Below are 16,060 nucleotides of genomic sequence, written 5' to 3'. Positions count from 1 at the left end.
GAATGGAGCCGTTATGCGACTGCCTGCCACAGGGGAATGACGGCCAGCGTGACGATCGCGGCGACGATCATCGAGATGCTGGCGATCGCGCCTTCCTCGCTGCCCCATTCGTAGGCAAGCGACGTACCTGCCCCGTGGGCGCCCATGCCGAGCAGCACGCCTTTCGCCACCGATCCGCGGATATGCAGCGCACGGATCAGCAGCGGAGCGACCACCGATCCGCCGATGCCGGTGACGATGACGAACACCGCCGTTACCGACGGAATGCCGCCGATCGTTTGCGAAACCGACATGGCGATTGGCGTCGTGATCGAGCGCGGGACCATGCTCGCGATCATTTGCGGGCTGGCGTGCAGCAGCGCCATGATGGAGAATGAGGAGAGAACCGCAACGGACGAGCCGAGCACGACGCCGGTGAGGATGGCGACGGCGTGTTTGCGCAGCAGCGCGTAATGCTTGTACAGCGGGACGGCAAAAGCGACCGTCGCGGGCTGCAGCATGTCGGACAGCAAGCTTCCGCCGCGGTCGTAAACGGCAACGGACGTGCGGGTGAGCGTCAGGCAGACGATCAGCGCCAGCGGCACGACGACGATCGGCGACAAGTACCATTTCGGAAACCGGACGTACAACCGCTGCGCGACGAGGAAACAAACTACCGTAACCGCGATCCATACTACTGTTGTCATCGTTTAGCCGCTTCCTTTCTGCGCGAGATGAGTTCGGCCGCTACACCCGAGCAGCCCATGACGGCAACTGTGCCAAGCCCGATAACAAGAGCGAAGCCGATTCCGGACAAGCCGAACAGCTCCTTGTGGCCGATAATGCCGACGGCCGCCGGAACGAAGAAGAGCAGCATTTTCGAGAGCAGCCAGTTCGCCCCCGCTTCGAGCCATTCGACGCGAAGGACGCCGAGCTTCAGCAAAGCGAAAACGAGCAGAAGTCCAACGATACTGCCGGAGACGGGCAGCTTTAGAAGAGCCGAGATGAGACTGCCGATATAGGAGAAAGCGATCAGCACGACGATTTGCCGGACGATCGCGAAGTATGCTTGCATTGATATCGCCACCTTTCCCCGTCAGTATACAGCCGCCATCGTCATAGGTAAAATACATATATGGAATCAAAGTCATTCCATTTGTCTATGACGATTTGCTAAGGGGGAATCGCGCGATATGGATATCCGCCATCTGAAATATTTCATGGAAGTCGTACGCTACCGCAGCTTTACGAAAGCGGCCGATTCGCTGCACGTCACGCAGCCGACGATCAGCAAAATGGTCAAAAGCATCGAGGAGGAGCTCGGAGTCGTCCTACTGGACCGCTCGGGGAAGCATGTAGTGCCGACGGATGCAGGGGAGGCGATGCTGCAGCAGGCGCAGCTGATCGTGAACGCGTTCGACAGCCTGTCGTCCGACCTCGCCGATATCGTCCAGCTGAAGAAGGGGAAGATCCGGATCGGGCTGCCGCCGATGGCCGGGGCGAGATTTTTTCCGAAGGTGATCGGCGAGTTCCGACGGCAGTACCCGCTCATCCGTCTGGAGCTGATCGAGGACGGGGCGAAAAAAATTGCCCAAAACGTAGAGAGCGGTTCCCTCGATATCGGCGTCGTCGTATTGCCGACGGATGGGGAGCTGTTCGATTCGTTTGCGTTCGTGCGCGAAAACTTGATGCTGCTCGTCCACCCCGCACACCCGCTTGCGAGCGCGGAATCGGTTCCGCTGCAGGCGCTGAAGGAGGAGCCGTTCCTCCTGTTCCGCGACGATTTTGCGCTGCACGACCGCATTCCGGCGGCTTGCATCGAGGCGGGCTTCCAGCCGAACGTCGTGTTCGAAAGCTCGCAGTGGGACTTTATCAGCGAAATGGTGGCGGCCGACCTCGGCATTGCGATGCTGCCGGAGACGATATGCCGCCATCTCGATTACCGCCGCATCGCTGCGGTAAAGCTTACGCCTCCGGGGATTCCGTGGCATTTGGCGATGATCTGGCGCAAGGAGGCGTACATGTCCTATGCGCTGAAGGAATGGATCCGCTTCGCGAAGGAGAAGCTTGCGCCCGGCAGCGGCGGTTAGTCCGCAAGGGGCCATTGCGAGAAGATTTTAGCCCTCGAATCCGAGGCTTAGACGAATTGCGAGGGCGGCACGTGGAAGTAGGCTTTGAACGATTTGGAGAAGCTGTACGGATCGGGATAACCGAGCAGGCTGGCAATTTCTTTGATCGAATAGTTGCGCTGGTACAAATATTCCCTGGCTTTGTTCATTTTCAACTGATAAATGTACTGGCTCGGGGTCATGCCCAGCGTTTGTTTGAAATACGTGATGAAATATTTTTCCGATAAACCGGCCGCATCGGCGAGTTCCTTGGTGCGGAGAGGCAGATGGGTGCGGCGGTTGATGTACTCGAACACCGGCTGGAGCGAGGACAAGCCTTTGGATCGGCTTTGCCGGGGAAGCCGTCCGGGGAAAACTCCGACATATTCGCCAGCTTCGTACAGCTCGATGACCCGGGCCACCAGCAGCGTGAACGCTCCTTTCAGCTTCAGATCGGCGATGCCGCTTTTCCTGCTCCGTCGTTGTTCGTAAGACTGGCGCATCAGCGAAATTTCGTCGCGCAAGCCCCCGCCCGGCACGATCCCGGCAAGCGGCAAGCTGTCCAAAATGCGCAGCTGATCGCCGATGCCGAAGTCGAAATGGACGAACATAAACCGGGTGCGCCCCTCGTTCGTGCTCGCCGTGTACGGAACATGCGGGTAATAAAACACAAGGTCGCCCGCCTCGGCCCGATGGACCGATTCTCCGATGCGGATATCGATGCTGCCTTCGTACAGAAGCCAGACATCGTAATCAGAATGGACCTTGCTCTCGGACCAGCCGCTCTCGTGGGTATCTTCCAGACAAGCGCGGATGCGAAGCGTGAGCTGGTCGGACATCTCCTGTAAAAACCGGATCGGGTTTACGGGCTTGCCGGCGGTCGTCATCGTTTTCGTACTCCTTGTAAGAAGGATTCGCTTGATCCCAATTATATCATGAGCGTAAGCGATATTTTCCAAATCGTACGATTTGACATCAGATCGGAACCGTCCCATATGTTCGCCGGACGCCCCCATCCCTATAATGAAGACGAAAAGAAACGGGGAGGGATAGGCAATGCAGACAAACGTACAAAAACCGAAGGTAGTCGTTTTGGGAGCGGGGAGCTTGTTTTTCGGCCGGCAGTCGATCTGGCAAATGGTTCATTCCGAGCATTTGAACAAGGGGACGCTAGCGCTTGTCGATACGGACGAAGCGAGGCTGAATAAGCTGGTCAAGCTGGCGCGTATGGTCGCGGAAGAAAACGGAGTCCAGCTCGCCGTAGAAGGGTCGACGGATCGACGGGATGTGCTGAAGGACGCGGATTTCGTCGTGCTCAGCTTCGCCCGGGATACGGTAAAATACCGCGGCATCGATTGCGAGGTATCGGAAAAATACGGCATCCGCATGTGCTCCGGCGATACGATCGGACCGGGCGGCATATTCAGGGCGATGCGGGAGCTGCCTATCATTATGGACTGCGCCAGAGATATCGAAGCGATCTGTCCCGATGCGTGGGTTATTAACTACATTAACCCATCGGCCGTAAACGGAATCGCCTTGCAAAAATTCGCACCGAAGCTGAAAAGCTTCGCGCTGTGCGACGGCCTGCACATGCCCCACGTCAAGCGCAATTATGCCGTGAACGCGGAAATCGTGCCGTCGAAGGAAGCGTATACGGAGGAGATCGCGAACCGTTTCGATTTCCGCATCGCCGGCGTCAACCATTTTACGTGGCTGCTGAAGGCGGAATTTGACGGCCGCGATGTGGCGCCGAACATTGCCGAGCGGCTGCGGCGGCGGGCGGAAACGGCGACAAACGGGGGAGATACAGGGGCGAAGGCAGCGTACAACGATGCGATCGGGTATGAGCTGTATCAGGCTTTCGGCTATATTCCAACCTGTGTAGCCCATACAAAGGAATACGTCCGCTTCTGGCAGGGGCTCGGCCGTACGAAGGAAGCGATCCCGCAGCTGTCGATCTGGGAAACGGAGGAGCGGTACAAGCGCCACGCGAGCATGTGGGAGCAGGTGGACAGCTTCCTGAGCGGAGCGAAGCCGATATCCGACTATATGCGTACGTTCGGGCCGGACCACGCGACCGATATTATCGAGAGCATGGTCGGCGGTCTGGGCAAAAAGTTTTTCGTCAACACGGCAAACCGGGGAGCCGTTCCGAATATGAGCGGCGACGCGTTTCTGGAGCTGATGTGCGAGGTGACGACGGACGGGATCAAGCCGCTTCCCGTCGGCAACATGCCGACCGGCCTGCGAGGAATGCAGCAGATTGTGCTCGATACGCACGAGCTGACCGCCGAGGCCGTCGTCGAACGAAGCTTCGCGAAGCTGAGAAGAGCGATGCTGACCGATCCGCTCACGAATTCGATCGCCGACGCCGACCGTATTATCGCGGAGATCATGGAGCGAGAGCGGGACGCGCTTCCGGCGTATTGGTTCGAATAAACGAATGGGTCCTTATCGCCTGAAGCTTCGTCTAACTAAATAGGGAGTAACAAGATGAGGGCGCTCTCCGTGCGGAGGGTGCCTTCTTCCTTTTTTCTAAAAACAATTTGCTTTTGTTAATGGATTTGAGTTTTTGACGTATTAACTATTGTGAGTTCACAACAAACAAATTGCGCAATTTGTTAAACTCTCCTGCCAATCCGGGCTGCAGCCCACTCATTCGAAAAGGAGGAAGGCGGATGGAAGTGGTGCACCCCGCCGCGGATCGTTACCTGGACAAGGCGGACAAGCCGGACCGATTGATGTCCAAGGAAGATTTCGCGCATATGTTCGACCTTTATCACAAAAGGGTTTACAAATATATTTGCTACCGGATCCATCATCATTACGCTGCGGAGGACCTGTGCAGTCAGGTTTTCGAGACCGTTATTTGCAAATATGACCGGTATTCCCCGGAAAAAGCGGCATTCGAAGTTTGGCTGTTCGCCATCGTCAGAAATGTCGTGACCGACTATTATCGGACGCAGAAAAAAAGAGCGTTGTTCTCCCTCGATGCCTTGCGGGATCTCGTGATGTCCAAACATTCGCCCGAAGAGCAGGCCATTCGCGACGACAATCATCGGGAATTGTTCAAGGCGCTGAGCAAGCTGCGGGAAAAAGAACGACATCTCGTCGCGATGAAGTTCGGCGCCGGATTAAAAAATGCCGAAATCGCAGAGCTGCTGGGAATTAGCGAGTCGAACGCGGGCGTTGTTTTGCACCGGAGTTTGAAAAAGCTCCAAAAGACCTTAGAGGCCGGGGGGGTCAACTATGAGTGACCAAAACGATCTGGACAAGCTGGGCCGGTTATCGAACTATCTGGAAGCCGACGAACCGAATGATCCGTTTCTGAAAGAGCGGCTTTATAACCGGATCGTTCGCAATATGGAGAATGGAAAACTAAACGATTCTAAACGGACAAAGGACGGGAAAATTACTATGAACAAACGGAAATGGAGATCGGGTATTGCGGCTGGGGTTGTCGCCCTTGGCCTGATCGGGGGATTTTCGGCAACGACTTATGCGCAGGAGATGTTTCAAACGATTTTCGCCCAATTCCATATCGGCAACATGAAAATTACGCAATATGAAGGTGCGGTTCCGGTTCAGCAAAATGAAGGAGCAGGGACGGGAGTGGAAACGAGCTCTAGTAACGCAGGAAATCCTGTAAGGGAAGCCTCCAAACCGGTTACACTGAGCCTTCAGGAAGCCCGCAATGCCCTCGGTTTGAATTTTCCAGCCCCTGGGTGGCTGAGCGGATACGAATATGTAAATACGGTCATTCAAGGGAGCAGCATGGCCGAGTTACAGTACAGGAAGGGCGAGCAATCTTTGAATATGCTGGTCTCCAAAGGAGGAGAAAACGGAATTTCCACAGCGGATGAAGTGAAAAAGCAAACGATCGGCGGGACAACGGTGTTTTTTGCAAACGGAATTGTCATCTGGGAAGACCGCGGCTTTACGGTTGAGTTGTATGCCCAGGAGGACTTTGATGCCGATACGCTCGGTAAAATCGTTTCGGGAATGCAAACCGGGGACCCGGTCGCTCCTCTGACGGAAGAAGGGAAGGATAAGCTCAAAAACTTGCAGCAAACCCAAAGAGCCGCACCCGCTCCGGCGGAGTAACGCTCGCGCCGAGAAGGGCTGTCCCTTACAGTCATCAGATGACTGGGGACGCCCTTTTTTACGAAGCATTATATCGCGCTGTACCGTCCTATGGCCGGAGGCACGTCAAGCAGTTGATGCAGCTGTAAAAAGGCGCGTTTCGGCTTGACGTCGATGTCTACCACGTTATATTGCCATTCCAGAATAGCAGGAATATGAATGGCGTTAATGTCGGTTTCCAAAGCGGGTACGACATCGGTGCGGATCGAATTGCCGATCATCCACGTTTTGTCCCGGTTGAATTTTTGCCGGGTCAGTATCGATTCCAGCACATCCGTCGTTTTATGCGCCGAAATGAACAGCCGGTCGCCGAAGTAGGCGGTAAGGCCGGCGCGTTTCACTTTGCTTTCCTGTATAGTCTCGTCGCCGCCCGTGTACAGAAACAGCTCGTGACCTTGATCGCGGAGAAGTCCCAGCGTTTCGGTCATATTCGGGTACGGTTCGATGTTCGGAAATTCGTATACGCTTTTGCCAAGGGAGATGAGCTGCTCGCGCTCGTCCGCGCTAGGCTCGCGACCGGACATGGCCGAGTAATGCTCGTACGTCTCCACGAGCGAATTGGGGAAGTGACCGGCGGCGAAGCCGAGCTTGTGAACGCCGACCGAATCGAACTCGTATTGCTTCCGTTTCACGTCGCCCGCTTGCAGCGGCATGCTGCGAAACCAGGTCGTCATTAGATCGGCGAATTGGTCGAGCACCTCGTTGAAATATTTATTGCAATGAATAAGCGTATCGTCCAGATCGAATAAAATCGTTTGTTTGTTCATCGGAATTCGCCTCCTTGCTGTCTCGATGAAACTTGATGAAAATTGCGGCGGACATGTCTATTGTACCACTTCTTTCGGGGCAACCTAAATAAGATTTCATCCATACCGCACAGGAAGAAGGTGGACCTAGATGAAAAAAGCGAATTGGACCGCCGCAGCGGCAGCCGTGCTCGTCGTTTTGTCGATATCCGGCTGCCGGCAGGGCGATTACCGGATGCAGCAGCAGCCCGTACGGACCGAGGATACCGAAGATACCCGCGGCATGAGGAAGGGCGAGCATATGGAGGACCGGGTCAATACGAATTTGCCGAAAGGCAGCTCCGTGCCGGAAACGAAGCCCGTACTGCCGAAAACGAATCCTTCGGGCATTTCGGACGGCGGCGCGCCCTACACGACGGAGGAGGGTGGCGGCACCCAGCTTCAGGAAATGGGAAGGCCGGCCCGATAAAAACGAGAATCCCCCGGATGCGCCAGGCATTCGGGGGACTTCGGTATTAGCATATAAAATTATTCCGTTGCCACCGATTGATCGGCCTGCATGCCGACCGGGGAAATGCGTACGAAGCTGGCGTCGAGGTTGCCTAGCAGCGCCTCGATTTTTGCCGCCGTTTCCGCTTGCCCGGACGCTTGCAGCTCGTCGCGGTATACGCCGAGCAGCTCGGTCAAATCTTTGCGGCTTTGCGCGCCGAGCGGCTGGATGCTCACCTTTGCGCCTTTGGCGACGCGGCGCTCGATCGCTTTCTGGTCGAGCCCCATCTCCGGAAGCAAGCGCTGGTAGATGACGCCGCCGGTCATCCCCGCGCAAATCCACGGACCCGGATCGCCCATCACGACGGCGCGGCCGTTCGTCATATATTCGAAGGCGAAGCCTTTCAGGTTCGCGCGGCTGGCGATCGAGCCGAGCTCGTCTTGCAGCGGCTGGGTTATCTCGCCGCCGAAGATGACATCGGCGCCGGACAGCCGGATGCAGGCGCGGGAATCGGCGCCGCCTTGCACGATAAACGTTCCTTTTTGCGCGCCGTAGCAGAACGATTTGCCGACCGAGCCGTCGATGAACCGGCCCGTTTTGCCCGGCGATTTCAAGATGGCGACTTTGCCGCCGAGCGACATTTTGCCTACGCCGTCCTCAGCCCCGCCGTGAACGGTAATGTTGACGCCGCGGGCGTTAAACGCGCCGAGACCGATACCCGGTACGGAGCCGTCCTTCAGAACGAGCGATGCTTCCGGAAGCTTATCGTAGCTGCCATCGAACCGGTCGCGTACGCGGTGGCTGGAGAAGCGGGTTCCGATAATGCGCGATTCGGCATCGATGCCGGACCAGTTCCGCTCGACCGACTTGTTGTACGACAGCGAATCCGGGTAAAACTCCTGGCCTTCCGCGCCGGCCGCAATGCGGATATCCGATGATACGGCGGCAGCCGCTTCGGCTTCGGCCGCTTGCAGGAACGACAGCGGAGCCGGACGAAGCAGATCGGACAGATCGATTCGTTCAAGCTGGGCCGTTTGCTTCAGCAGGTCGGAGCGGCCGACGAGCTCCTGCGCGCTTTGGAAGCCGAACTGCGCCACGATTTCGCGGATTTCGTCGCCCATGCCGCCGAACAGCCGGACGAGGGATTCAACAGCAAGATCGAATTGGCGCGGTACGAAGCGGCGAAGCCCTTTCTCTTCCGCTTCCTCCATCGAGTCGATCTGTGTGGCGATCCCGACGTGGCACGTATCGAGATGGCAGCCGCGGCAAGTCGTACAGCCGATCGCCTGCATGGAGAGGCTTCCGAATCCGACGCGGTTTGCGCCGAGCAGGAACATTTTCACAACGTCCGCACCGGATTTCATGCCTCCGTCGGACCACAGCTCCACCTTGTGGCGAAGACCGGCTTCAATAAGCGCGACGTGCGCCAGCTTCGTGCCGATCTCGGTCGGCAAGCCGACGTGGGTGAGCGAGTGGACGCGAGCCGCCCCAGTGCCGCCGTCGAAGCCGGACAGCGTGATGACGTCGGCTCCCGCCTTGGCAACGCCGACCGCAATCGTGCCGATGCCCGGTACGATCGGTACTTTGACGATAATTTGCGCTTTCCGTCCGCTCGCTTCCTTCAGCTCGGAAATAAGCTGCGCCAAGTCTTCGATCGAATAAATGTCATGGTTGTTGGACGGCGAGATCAGATCCGAGCCGATCGTTGCGTTACGGGCGGCGGCGATTTTGGCCGTGACCTTCGAGCCCGGCAGGTGACCGCCTTCGCCCGGCTTTGCGCCTTGGCCGATTTTGATTTCAAGGAACGCGACGGCGTTCGCCAGCTCGACGTTAACGCCGAATCGGCCGGAAGCGACTTGGGCGCCGCGTGTTTTTTTGTAGCGGCCGAGCATGTCTTTGATTTCGCCGCCTTCGCCGTTCATCGTCACCATGTTCATCCGTTCGCCCGCTTCCGCATAGGCACGGAACGCCGTTTCGTTCTGCGAGCCGAACGACATGGAGGAGATGAGCATCGGCAGGCTGTGTTTGCCTACGGAAATATCCACCTCGGACGGATGAATTGGCTTGCGTCCGGATTTGGCAAAGTCGAACTCCGCCACGTGACGGATCGAGATCGGATTTTTCTTCTCTTCCTCCTGCAGCTTGTCGCGGTATTCGCTGTAAGGCGCTTCGCCGGAGGCGGCGTCGCCGAGCGCTTTCCACATCCGCTGGAAGAAACGGAAGTTTTTCGCCGCTTTCGCCTTCGGGTTTTGAAAATCCGCATAACGGGCTTCCGCATCCTTCTCCAGCTCGGCGTAGCCGGTGCCTGCGTTCTCGCTGCCGAGGTAGCTGACGATGTCGAGCACCTCCGCCAGCTCGGGCTTCAGGCCGATCGCCGAGAAGAAGCGGGTATAGCCGCGAAGCTCATGCGTACCGATGGTGGAAATGACTTTCTCCAGCCCTTTTTGCAGCGTCAGCAGCACTTTGCGCGCAGCCGCCGCGCCGTCCTTGGCCGCAGCCGTCTCGAACAGGATGTACGGCGAGACAATCTCTGCGCCGAGGCCGCATGCGAGTGCAATGTCGTGCAGGTTTCGGATCGCTGCCGAGCGGACGGCGATCGACGCGTGCCGGCGCAGATTGTCGCCGAAGCCGAGCTTTTCGGCGCGCAGCGCCACATCAATTTTGGAAATGGCAAGATGCGGGTCCATCCACAGATTGTCGTCCTGATGCGCCTTCGCATCGTCAAGCAGGACGAGTGTTGCCCCACCGCGGACAGCCGCTACGGCTTCCTCCGCTAGCCGATCCAGCGCCGCTTGCAGCGAGGTGCCGCGTTTGAACGTAATCGACAACTCGGCTACCGCTCCTTCGCCTTGCTTGCGGCATTCCGCGATAATTTGCTCCAGCGACAGATGGCCGATTTCCTCGGAGGAGCCGATGCCGTTCTCGCCTTCCAGCACCATAGGCGCCATAATCTCGAAGCGAGTTTCGGCTCCCGGCTGGCCGTACAAGGACGGGCGGCGTCCGATGACGACGCGGGTCGAGAAATGCTCCTGCTCGCGGTCGCGGTCGATCGCCGGGTTCGTCACGACGGCTACGCTCTCCTTGATGAAGTCGGGAATGTTTTGCCGCTCCCAGTGAATGGCGGCATGCGGCGAGTCGTGGCCGAGCGACCGGATCGGCTCCGCGCCGGTTTGCGCCATCGATTCGATCATCTGGATGCCGTCGCGGTCCCAACCGAACGCGCTGTACAGTTTATCCGTTGCCGTGACTTTGGCGAGCGGCTGCGCGGCGGCGTCCGTTTTGCCGAAGTAAAGATGCTTGCCTTCGCCTTGCAGGCTGAGCCGTTTCGCCGTACGCTCCAGCACTTTCGTTTGCACATCAACGTAAGGGATGACGCGTATTGGCTGGCCGTTCGTCAGCTCGACGCCGATTTTTTCGCCCGGCGCTACCGGCTTCGGCTCGGCTACCATCTGATCTACCGTAATGACCCCTTGCTCGGAGGAGAAGTACAGCGACGTTTCGCTTTCCACCATCCACAGCGGGCGAAGACCGAGGGCATCAACGCTGAAGATGCATTCGTTGCCGTATCGGGAAACGATGCCGGCCGGACCTTGAGCATAGTGGCCCCAAATTTGGCGATAATACATATACAAGTCCTGAAGCTCGGGACGGAACAGCTTGATCTCGTTATGAATCGGCGGGAAAATGAGCTCCATCGCTTCGAACAGGCTCAGGCCCGAGCGGTGAATAAACGTCTCGATAACACGGTTCATATCCTGCGAGTCGCTGCCGCCGTCTACGAGCGGGACGCCGATCATATCGGCTTCGTAACGCATTTTCTTAACCGTGTTAATTTCCCCGTTATGACCGAGCAGGGAGAACGGCTGCACCCGGAAAAAGTTCGACAGCGTGTTCGTCGAATACCGATTGTGACCGATCGTCACCTGAGCGGCGAACAGCGGGTCTTGGGTGTCCTTGAAATATTTCGGCAAAATGCTGGCCGCGCCAAGCACTTTGTACGATGCGGTATAATTGCTGAGCGAGGCGACGTGTACGTTGAATCGGTCTTCGATCGCCACGTGCAGCTCGAACAGATGGTCGGCTACGACGACGCCTTCCTGCTCGCACAGGGCAGCTACTTGCCAGAAGCACGGTTCGTCGAGACGGCCGTTTTTACCCAGTATGCTGCTGTCCGTTTGCGCTTCCTGCTCAAGCAAGATGCGGATGCCGCGTTCTGCGAACATGGAGCGAATCGCCGTCTGGATTTCGGCTACGGATAAATCCAGCTTGCGCGGAATGAAGATGTGTGCGATCGAAAAGCGAGAATCTTGGGCAATCTCGCCGGACAGTCCGGCGTCCGTCAGGCGCTTCGACCAGAGCGCGCGCGGAATGTCGGTCAAAATGCCGCAGCCGTCGCCTTCGCCGTCGATAAAACCGGAGCGGTGCTCCATTTTGACGAGCGCTTCGATCGTTTTCTGGATGTTGTCTCGGGACGGCTGACCGTTTTTTTCAATGATGCATATAATACCGCAGCTATCGTGCTCGGTTTGAAGCAGGTTTTGGAAACGTCCTTCGTTGATCATCTTTTCGTTCATATGTGATTTCGGCCGGTATTGCCGTTAGCCTATCATTTGTCCCCGGCCTACTAACCTCCTTGATGGAATGGAATAACGTTCGCCGAGATGGCGAAATAGAAGCAAGCTCTGCTCCGAAAAAAAGAATATGGGTACTTGAAGCCGCGTATCGGCATTAAGGGCAATAGTAAAAGAATTCCGTTGAAAAAGGTTAGGGAACGGGTGAGGGGTTAAGGTTTTGGGTTTAAGGGTTTTGGGTTTAAGGGTTTTGGGTTTTGGGTTTTGGGTTTTAGGTTTTGGGTTTAAGGGTTTTGGGTTTTGGGTTTTGGGTTTTAGGTTTTGGGTTTAGGGTTTAGGGTTTAGGTTTAGGTTTAGGGTTTAGGTTTGGGTTTTAGGTTTTTGGGTTTAAGTTAGGTTTAAAGGGTTTTTCTTTTAAGCCGGGAGTGCTTTTTAACAAGATTCATTTTTAGCTGCATAAGGTGATGGTTAGATCCAATTGATGAAGTATACATACTATAACACGCATTTTACGATCATTCAATACATCGTATGAAAATGGCTGAAAAGTATATATTCTTACAACGATAAGCAATTGTTATTGTTCATGCCAATATTCTGGAAAAAAATACACGAACAAAAGAACGAAAAATCGCTTCGAATGTTCGTGTATTTGTATTTCTCCGTTATGCCTGTATGGCCACAAAAGCTTGTTCGGCTGCCGCAAGCGTCTCGTCGATATCGGCCTCGGTGTGGGCAATCGTCAAAAACCATGCTTCGTATTTCGAAGGGGCTAAACAAATGCCACGGTCCAGCATGAGGCGGAAGAAACGGGCGAACAACTCCCCGTCCGATTTCTGGGCATCGTCGTAATTGCGTACCGGATGATCGCAGAAATGGGTCGAGAACGCGCCGCCAATCCGGTTCACGGTCAAAGGAATCCCGTGCTTCCGGGCGCTGTCCGCGATACCGTCCGCCAGCCGTGCGGCCAGCGATTCCAGCTTGTCGTAGACGCCAGGCTGGCGCAGCGTCTCCAGACAGGCGATGCCCGCCCGGATGGAGGCCGGGTTGCCCGCCATCGTGCCGGCCTGGTAGGCAGGGCCGAGAGGGGCGACGCGCTCCATAATTTCGCGCCGCCCTCCGTAAGCGCCGATCGGCAGGCCGCCGCCGATAATTTTGCCGAGTGCGGTCAAATCCGGCTCGATCGCCGAAAAATCCGGGCAGCCCGCTCCTGCGTAGGTCTGCACGGTGCCGTAGTGAAACCGGAACGCGGTGATCACTTCGTCGTAAATGACGAGGGCGCCATGAGCCCGCGCCATACGGCATAGCCCTTCCAGAAAGCCCGGCTCCGGCATAACCATGCCGAAGTTGCCGACGATCGGCTCGACCATGACGGCCGCCGTTTCGCCGCCCCAGCGGTTTAGCGCCAGCTCCAGCGCGGCCAGATCGTTGTAAGGAACCGTTATGACCTCCTGTGCAATGCTGACCGGAATACCGGCGCTGTCGGGAATGCCAAGTGTAGACGGACCCGAACCGGCCGCTACGAGCACAAGATCGGAATGCCCGTGGTAACATCCGGCGAACTTAATGATTTTGTTGCGTTCCGTATAAGCCCGAGCCACACGGATCGTCGACATAACCGCCTCGGTACCGGAGTTGACGAAGCGGACTTTATCCAGCGAAGGAATCGCTTCCTTCAGCAGACGCGCAAACGTGTTTTCGTGCTCGGTCGGCGTTCCGTACAAGGTGCCGTCGGTCGCTGCCTGGCAGATCGCTTCCGTCACATGCGGGTGGGCATGTCCAAGAATGATCGGGCCGTATGCGGCCAAATAGTCGATATAACGATTGCCGTCGACGTCCCAGAAGTAAGCGCCTTGACCGCGCTTCATAAAGACGGGCGCGCCGCCGCCTACCGCTTTAAAGGATCGGGAAGGGCTGTTTACGCCGCCCACGATATGCTGCAAAGCTTCTTCGTACAGTTGCGCCGACATCGGCCGGTTACGGCTGTCGTTCATCCGATTCATCTCCCTATTGTTCAAGCTTGCTTCCTCCTGTAACCGGAAGCTCGCAATTTCATCGATATTTGCCGCCCTTAATTGTACACGGATTGAATGAAAATTTCATCCCGCAGTGGCCGTATACTACCCGCTTGGCCTAATGTGATGGCCCTGCGCGATATGCCGATCGTTCGTTTTTATGCGGTTCATCCGAAAAAACGACATTGCGGCGATTATGCAACGAAAAGGCGATATACGGCATAGGAGCCGGCGGGTACACTTGGAGATAGCCGGGTGTTGTCCGCTTGCGTCGCAGATTGGTCTGGCCAAAACATTCGCGGAAAGGAGAGAAAGCAGTCGCGTATCGCTTGCCGGTTGTTGTACGATAAGCTTATCCGAACTGAAACGAAAGAGGTTGACTGGGGGGCTTATCCACAATGAGAAAAAGCGGGCTGATCGCGGCGGCCGCTCTTTTGTCCGCCGTTACATGGACGACGAGCGGCTGCGAATGGAAGGCGGACAGTACTAACGGGGCCGAAGCGGGGGAGAGCGATAAGCCTAGTCTGCGAATAGCGACGCTCGACAACTATTTTGCGGCCAAAAGCTACACGGAAGATCTGCCCGTTTGGCGGGAGATCCAGAAGCGCACCGGCGTCAAAATCGTCTGGGAAGTGGTCCCGAGAGATCAGTTCGGCGATGTGATGAGGCTGAGGCTATCGAAGGGCGTGGATTTGCCGGATATTTTTTATATCCCGGAAAGCGATCCCGTCCAACTGGCGGGCAAAGGAACGATTGTTCCGCTCGATGAGCTGATCGCCAGCCATGCGCCGAACATAGCGGCTTTTTTGCGGGACCATCCGGATGTAGACAAGGCGCTGCGGCTACCGGACGGAAAACTGTATGCGCTTGCATCAGTAGTGACCGGCGTCGCTTATACCGATCCATACGGACTGATGCTCCGCAAAGACTGGCTCGATCGGCTCGGCCTCCGGGAGCCGACGACTTTGGACGAATGGTACGCCGTTTTGAAAGCGTTCAAGCATAACGACCCGAACGGCAACGGGCTGGCGGACGAAATTCCGCTGCTGCCGGATATTGGCCTTAAGGGGCTGAAGCTGTTCGGCAGCGCTGTCGGCCGGCATTTGTTTTACAGCGACGGCTTTTATCCGGATGCGGACGGCAAGGTGAGCTACGAATGGCTGGACCCGGAAACAAAACGGCTGGTGGAGTGGTGGCGCGGCTTGTACGGCGAAGGGCTGCTGGCTTCCGATTTTTTGACGAAAACGCCGGATTCGTTTCTGTCCGAGGTGGCGGGAGGACGCGTGGGCGCGCTTAACGGATTTTTGAATTTGCGGCCGAAATACGTATCGGGCAATCGCGAGGCGGGTTACCCGGGAGCCGAATGGGTGATGACCGTGCCGCCCGGAGGCGGGGAGCGCGACGGCTTTTATGAAATATACGGCCCTGTCAGCTCGTGGTTTGGCATTTCCGCCAGCAGTCCGAACCCGGAGCTGGCGATCCGCTGGCTCGATTATATTTACGCCAGCGAGGAAGGGAGCCGGATCGTTAATTTCGGCGTGGAAGGGCTGAGCTTTACGATGGCGGACGGCAAGCCGAAGTTTACCGATTATGCGGTTCACAACCCGGACGGTCTGGACTTGACCCGATTCCTGCGCTCTATTGGGGCGATGCCGACACTGCCGTGGATTCGCGCGGATCATGGTCCATTGTCGCTTCAGCCGCAGGCGATGCTCGATTCTGATCCGGTCGGGGCGGAGTTGGCCCGCAAAATCAAACCGTATCTGGTCAATTCGATTCCGCTGACGCTCCCTACTCCCGAGGAGAAGGAAACGGAGGTGCTGTACGGCGCACCGCTGCGCGCCTATGTCGAGTCGACGCTGGCGCGTTATATTACCGGAGCGGAAGCGATCGACTGGGAACGGTTCGATAACACGGTGCGTTCGCTCGGGCTGGAGCGCGTGCTTCAGGCGAAGCAGAGGCAGTATGACCGGTATAACGGCGCACCGTCGCGCTAAAGAGCGCC

At 56.8% G+C, this 16,060-nt stretch carries 12 protein-coding genes; 6 read left to right on the top strand and 6 right to left on the bottom strand.

Annotated elements, in window-relative coordinates; all coding sequences use genetic code 11:
- Window positions 1–11 precede the first annotated feature (11 nt).
- Together D7M11_RS29365 and D7M11_RS29360 are read right to left on the bottom strand one after the other, a co-directional pair.
- Window positions 12–686, bottom strand: coding sequence for an LrgB family protein (locus D7M11_RS29365; protein ID WP_120750841.1), 675 nt, complete (start codon window positions 684–686; stop codon window positions 12–14).
- Window positions 683–1,054: a CidA/LrgA family protein gene (locus tag D7M11_RS29360; RefSeq protein ID WP_120750840.1), complete on the bottom strand. Its 372-nt coding sequence runs from the start codon at window positions 1,052–1,054 to the stop codon at window positions 683–685. The genes D7M11_RS29365 and D7M11_RS29360 overlap by 4 nt, the downstream gene beginning before the upstream one ends.
- Before the next feature lie 118 nt (window positions 1,055–1,172).
- On the opposite strand from D7M11_RS29360, the gene cidR reads away from it, so the two are divergent.
- Window positions 1,173–2,069 carry a cidABC operon transcriptional activator CidR gene (gene cidR / locus D7M11_RS29355; RefSeq protein ID WP_120750839.1) on the top strand — a complete coding sequence of 299 codons (897 nt, stop codon included), beginning with the start codon at window positions 1,173–1,175 and terminating at the stop codon, window positions 2,067–2,069.
- A 47-nt stretch (window positions 2,070–2,116) separates the two neighbouring features.
- Here cidR and D7M11_RS29350 read toward each other — a convergent pair whose 3' ends face one another.
- On the bottom strand, window positions 2,117–2,974 hold the full coding sequence (locus D7M11_RS29350; RefSeq protein WP_120750838.1) for a helix-turn-helix transcriptional regulator: 858 nt from the start codon (window positions 2,972–2,974) through the stop codon (window positions 2,117–2,119).
- 169 nt (window positions 2,975–3,143) lie between these two features.
- On the opposite strand from D7M11_RS29350, the gene D7M11_RS29345 reads away from it, so the two are divergent.
- The 3 genes from D7M11_RS29345 (at window position 3,144) to D7M11_RS29335 (ending at window position 6,194) form a co-directional block, all read left to right on the top strand.
- Window positions 3,144–4,529 carry a family 4 glycosyl hydrolase gene (locus tag D7M11_RS29345; protein ID WP_120750837.1) on the top strand — a complete coding sequence of 462 codons (1,386 nt, stop codon included), beginning with the start codon at window positions 3,144–3,146 and terminating at the stop codon, window positions 4,527–4,529.
- 239 nt (window positions 4,530–4,768) lie between these two features.
- A complete protein-coding gene (locus D7M11_RS29340) occupies window positions 4,769–5,347 on the top strand; it encodes a sigma-70 family RNA polymerase sigma factor (RefSeq protein WP_120750836.1) in 579 nt (192 codons plus the stop codon).
- Entirely contained in the window at window positions 5,340–6,194 is an 855-nt protein-coding gene (locus tag D7M11_RS29335) for a hypothetical protein (RefSeq protein WP_120750835.1), read from the top strand. Before D7M11_RS29340 ends, D7M11_RS29335 begins: the two co-directional genes overlap by 8 nt.
- A gap of 68 nt (window positions 6,195–6,262) precedes the next feature.
- Here D7M11_RS29335 and D7M11_RS29330 read toward each other — a convergent pair whose 3' ends face one another.
- Window positions 6,263–7,000: an HAD family hydrolase gene (locus tag D7M11_RS29330; protein ID WP_120750834.1), complete on the bottom strand. Its 738-nt coding sequence runs from the start codon at window positions 6,998–7,000 to the stop codon at window positions 6,263–6,265.
- Window positions 7,001–7,130: 130 nt separating this feature from the next.
- On the opposite strand from D7M11_RS29330, the gene D7M11_RS29325 reads away from it, so the two are divergent.
- Complete coding sequence (locus D7M11_RS29325) at window positions 7,131–7,448, top strand: hypothetical protein (protein ID WP_120750833.1); 318 nt, start codon at window positions 7,131–7,133, stop codon at window positions 7,446–7,448.
- Window positions 7,449–7,507: 59 nt separating this feature from the next.
- On the opposite strand, the gene D7M11_RS29320 is transcribed toward D7M11_RS29325, so the two are convergent.
- Together D7M11_RS29320 and D7M11_RS29315 are read right to left on the bottom strand one after the other, a co-directional pair.
- Window positions 7,508–12,043 (bottom strand): glutamate synthase-related protein, encoded by a 4,536-nt coding sequence (locus D7M11_RS29320; RefSeq protein ID WP_240041358.1) that lies wholly within the window; start codon window positions 12,041–12,043, stop codon window positions 7,508–7,510.
- A 662-nt stretch (window positions 12,044–12,705) separates the two neighbouring features.
- Window positions 12,706–14,034 carry a glutamate-1-semialdehyde 2,1-aminomutase gene (locus tag D7M11_RS29315; RefSeq protein WP_193556315.1) on the bottom strand — a complete coding sequence of 443 codons (1,329 nt, stop codon included), beginning with the start codon at window positions 14,032–14,034 and terminating at the stop codon, window positions 12,706–12,708.
- Window positions 14,035–14,453: 419 nt separating this feature from the next.
- Between D7M11_RS29315 and D7M11_RS29310 the strand changes: the two genes are divergently transcribed.
- Window positions 14,454–16,052 (top strand): extracellular solute-binding protein, encoded by a 1,599-nt coding sequence (locus tag D7M11_RS29310; RefSeq protein ID WP_120750832.1) that lies wholly within the window; start codon window positions 14,454–14,456, stop codon window positions 16,050–16,052.
- The last annotated feature ends 8 nt before the right edge of the window (window positions 16,053–16,060 follow it).

Origin of the sequence: Paenibacillus ginsengarvi, from assembly GCF_003626695.1 — a bacterium.
Classification (GTDB): Bacteria; Bacillota; Bacilli; order Paenibacillales; family NBRC-103111; genus Paenibacillus_AB; species Paenibacillus_AB ginsengarvi.
Note: the sequence above shows the minus strand (reverse complement) of the source record. Positions and strands in the feature narration are given on the sequence as shown.

Coding starts and splice junctions, on each gene's coding strand:
- D7M11_RS29315 (WP_193556315.1), bottom strand. CDS start 14,034: ATGAACGACAGCCGTAACCGGCCGATGTCGGCGCAACTGTACGAAGAA.
- D7M11_RS29325 (WP_120750833.1), top strand. CDS start 7,131: ATGAAAAAAGCGAATTGGACCGCCGCAGCGGCAGCCGTGCTCGTCGTT.
- D7M11_RS29320 (WP_240041358.1), bottom strand. CDS start 12,043: ATGAACGAAAAGATGATCAACGAAGGACGTTTCCAAAACCTGCTTCAA.
- D7M11_RS29335 (WP_120750835.1), top strand. CDS start 5,340: ATGAGTGACCAAAACGATCTGGACAAGCTGGGCCGGTTATCGAACTAT.
- D7M11_RS29345 (WP_120750837.1), top strand. CDS start 3,144: ATGCAGACAAACGTACAAAAACCGAAGGTAGTCGTTTTGGGAGCGGGG.
- D7M11_RS29365 (WP_120750841.1), bottom strand. CDS start 686: ATGACAACAGTAGTATGGATCGCGGTTACGGTAGTTTGTTTCCTCGTC.
- D7M11_RS29310 (WP_120750832.1), top strand. CDS start 14,454: ATGAGAAAAAGCGGGCTGATCGCGGCGGCCGCTCTTTTGTCCGCCGTT.
- D7M11_RS29350 (WP_120750838.1), bottom strand. CDS start 2,974: ATGACGACCGCCGGCAAGCCCGTAAACCCGATCCGGTTTTTACAGGAG.
- D7M11_RS29340 (WP_120750836.1), top strand. CDS start 4,769: ATGGAAGTGGTGCACCCCGCCGCGGATCGTTACCTGGACAAGGCGGAC.
- cidR (WP_120750839.1), top strand. CDS start 1,173: ATGGATATCCGCCATCTGAAATATTTCATGGAAGTCGTACGCTACCGC.
- D7M11_RS29330 (WP_120750834.1), bottom strand. CDS start 7,000: ATGAACAAACAAACGATTTTATTCGATCTGGACGATACGCTTATTCAT.
- D7M11_RS29360 (WP_120750840.1), bottom strand. CDS start 1,054: ATGCAAGCATACTTCGCGATCGTCCGGCAAATCGTCGTGCTGATCGCT.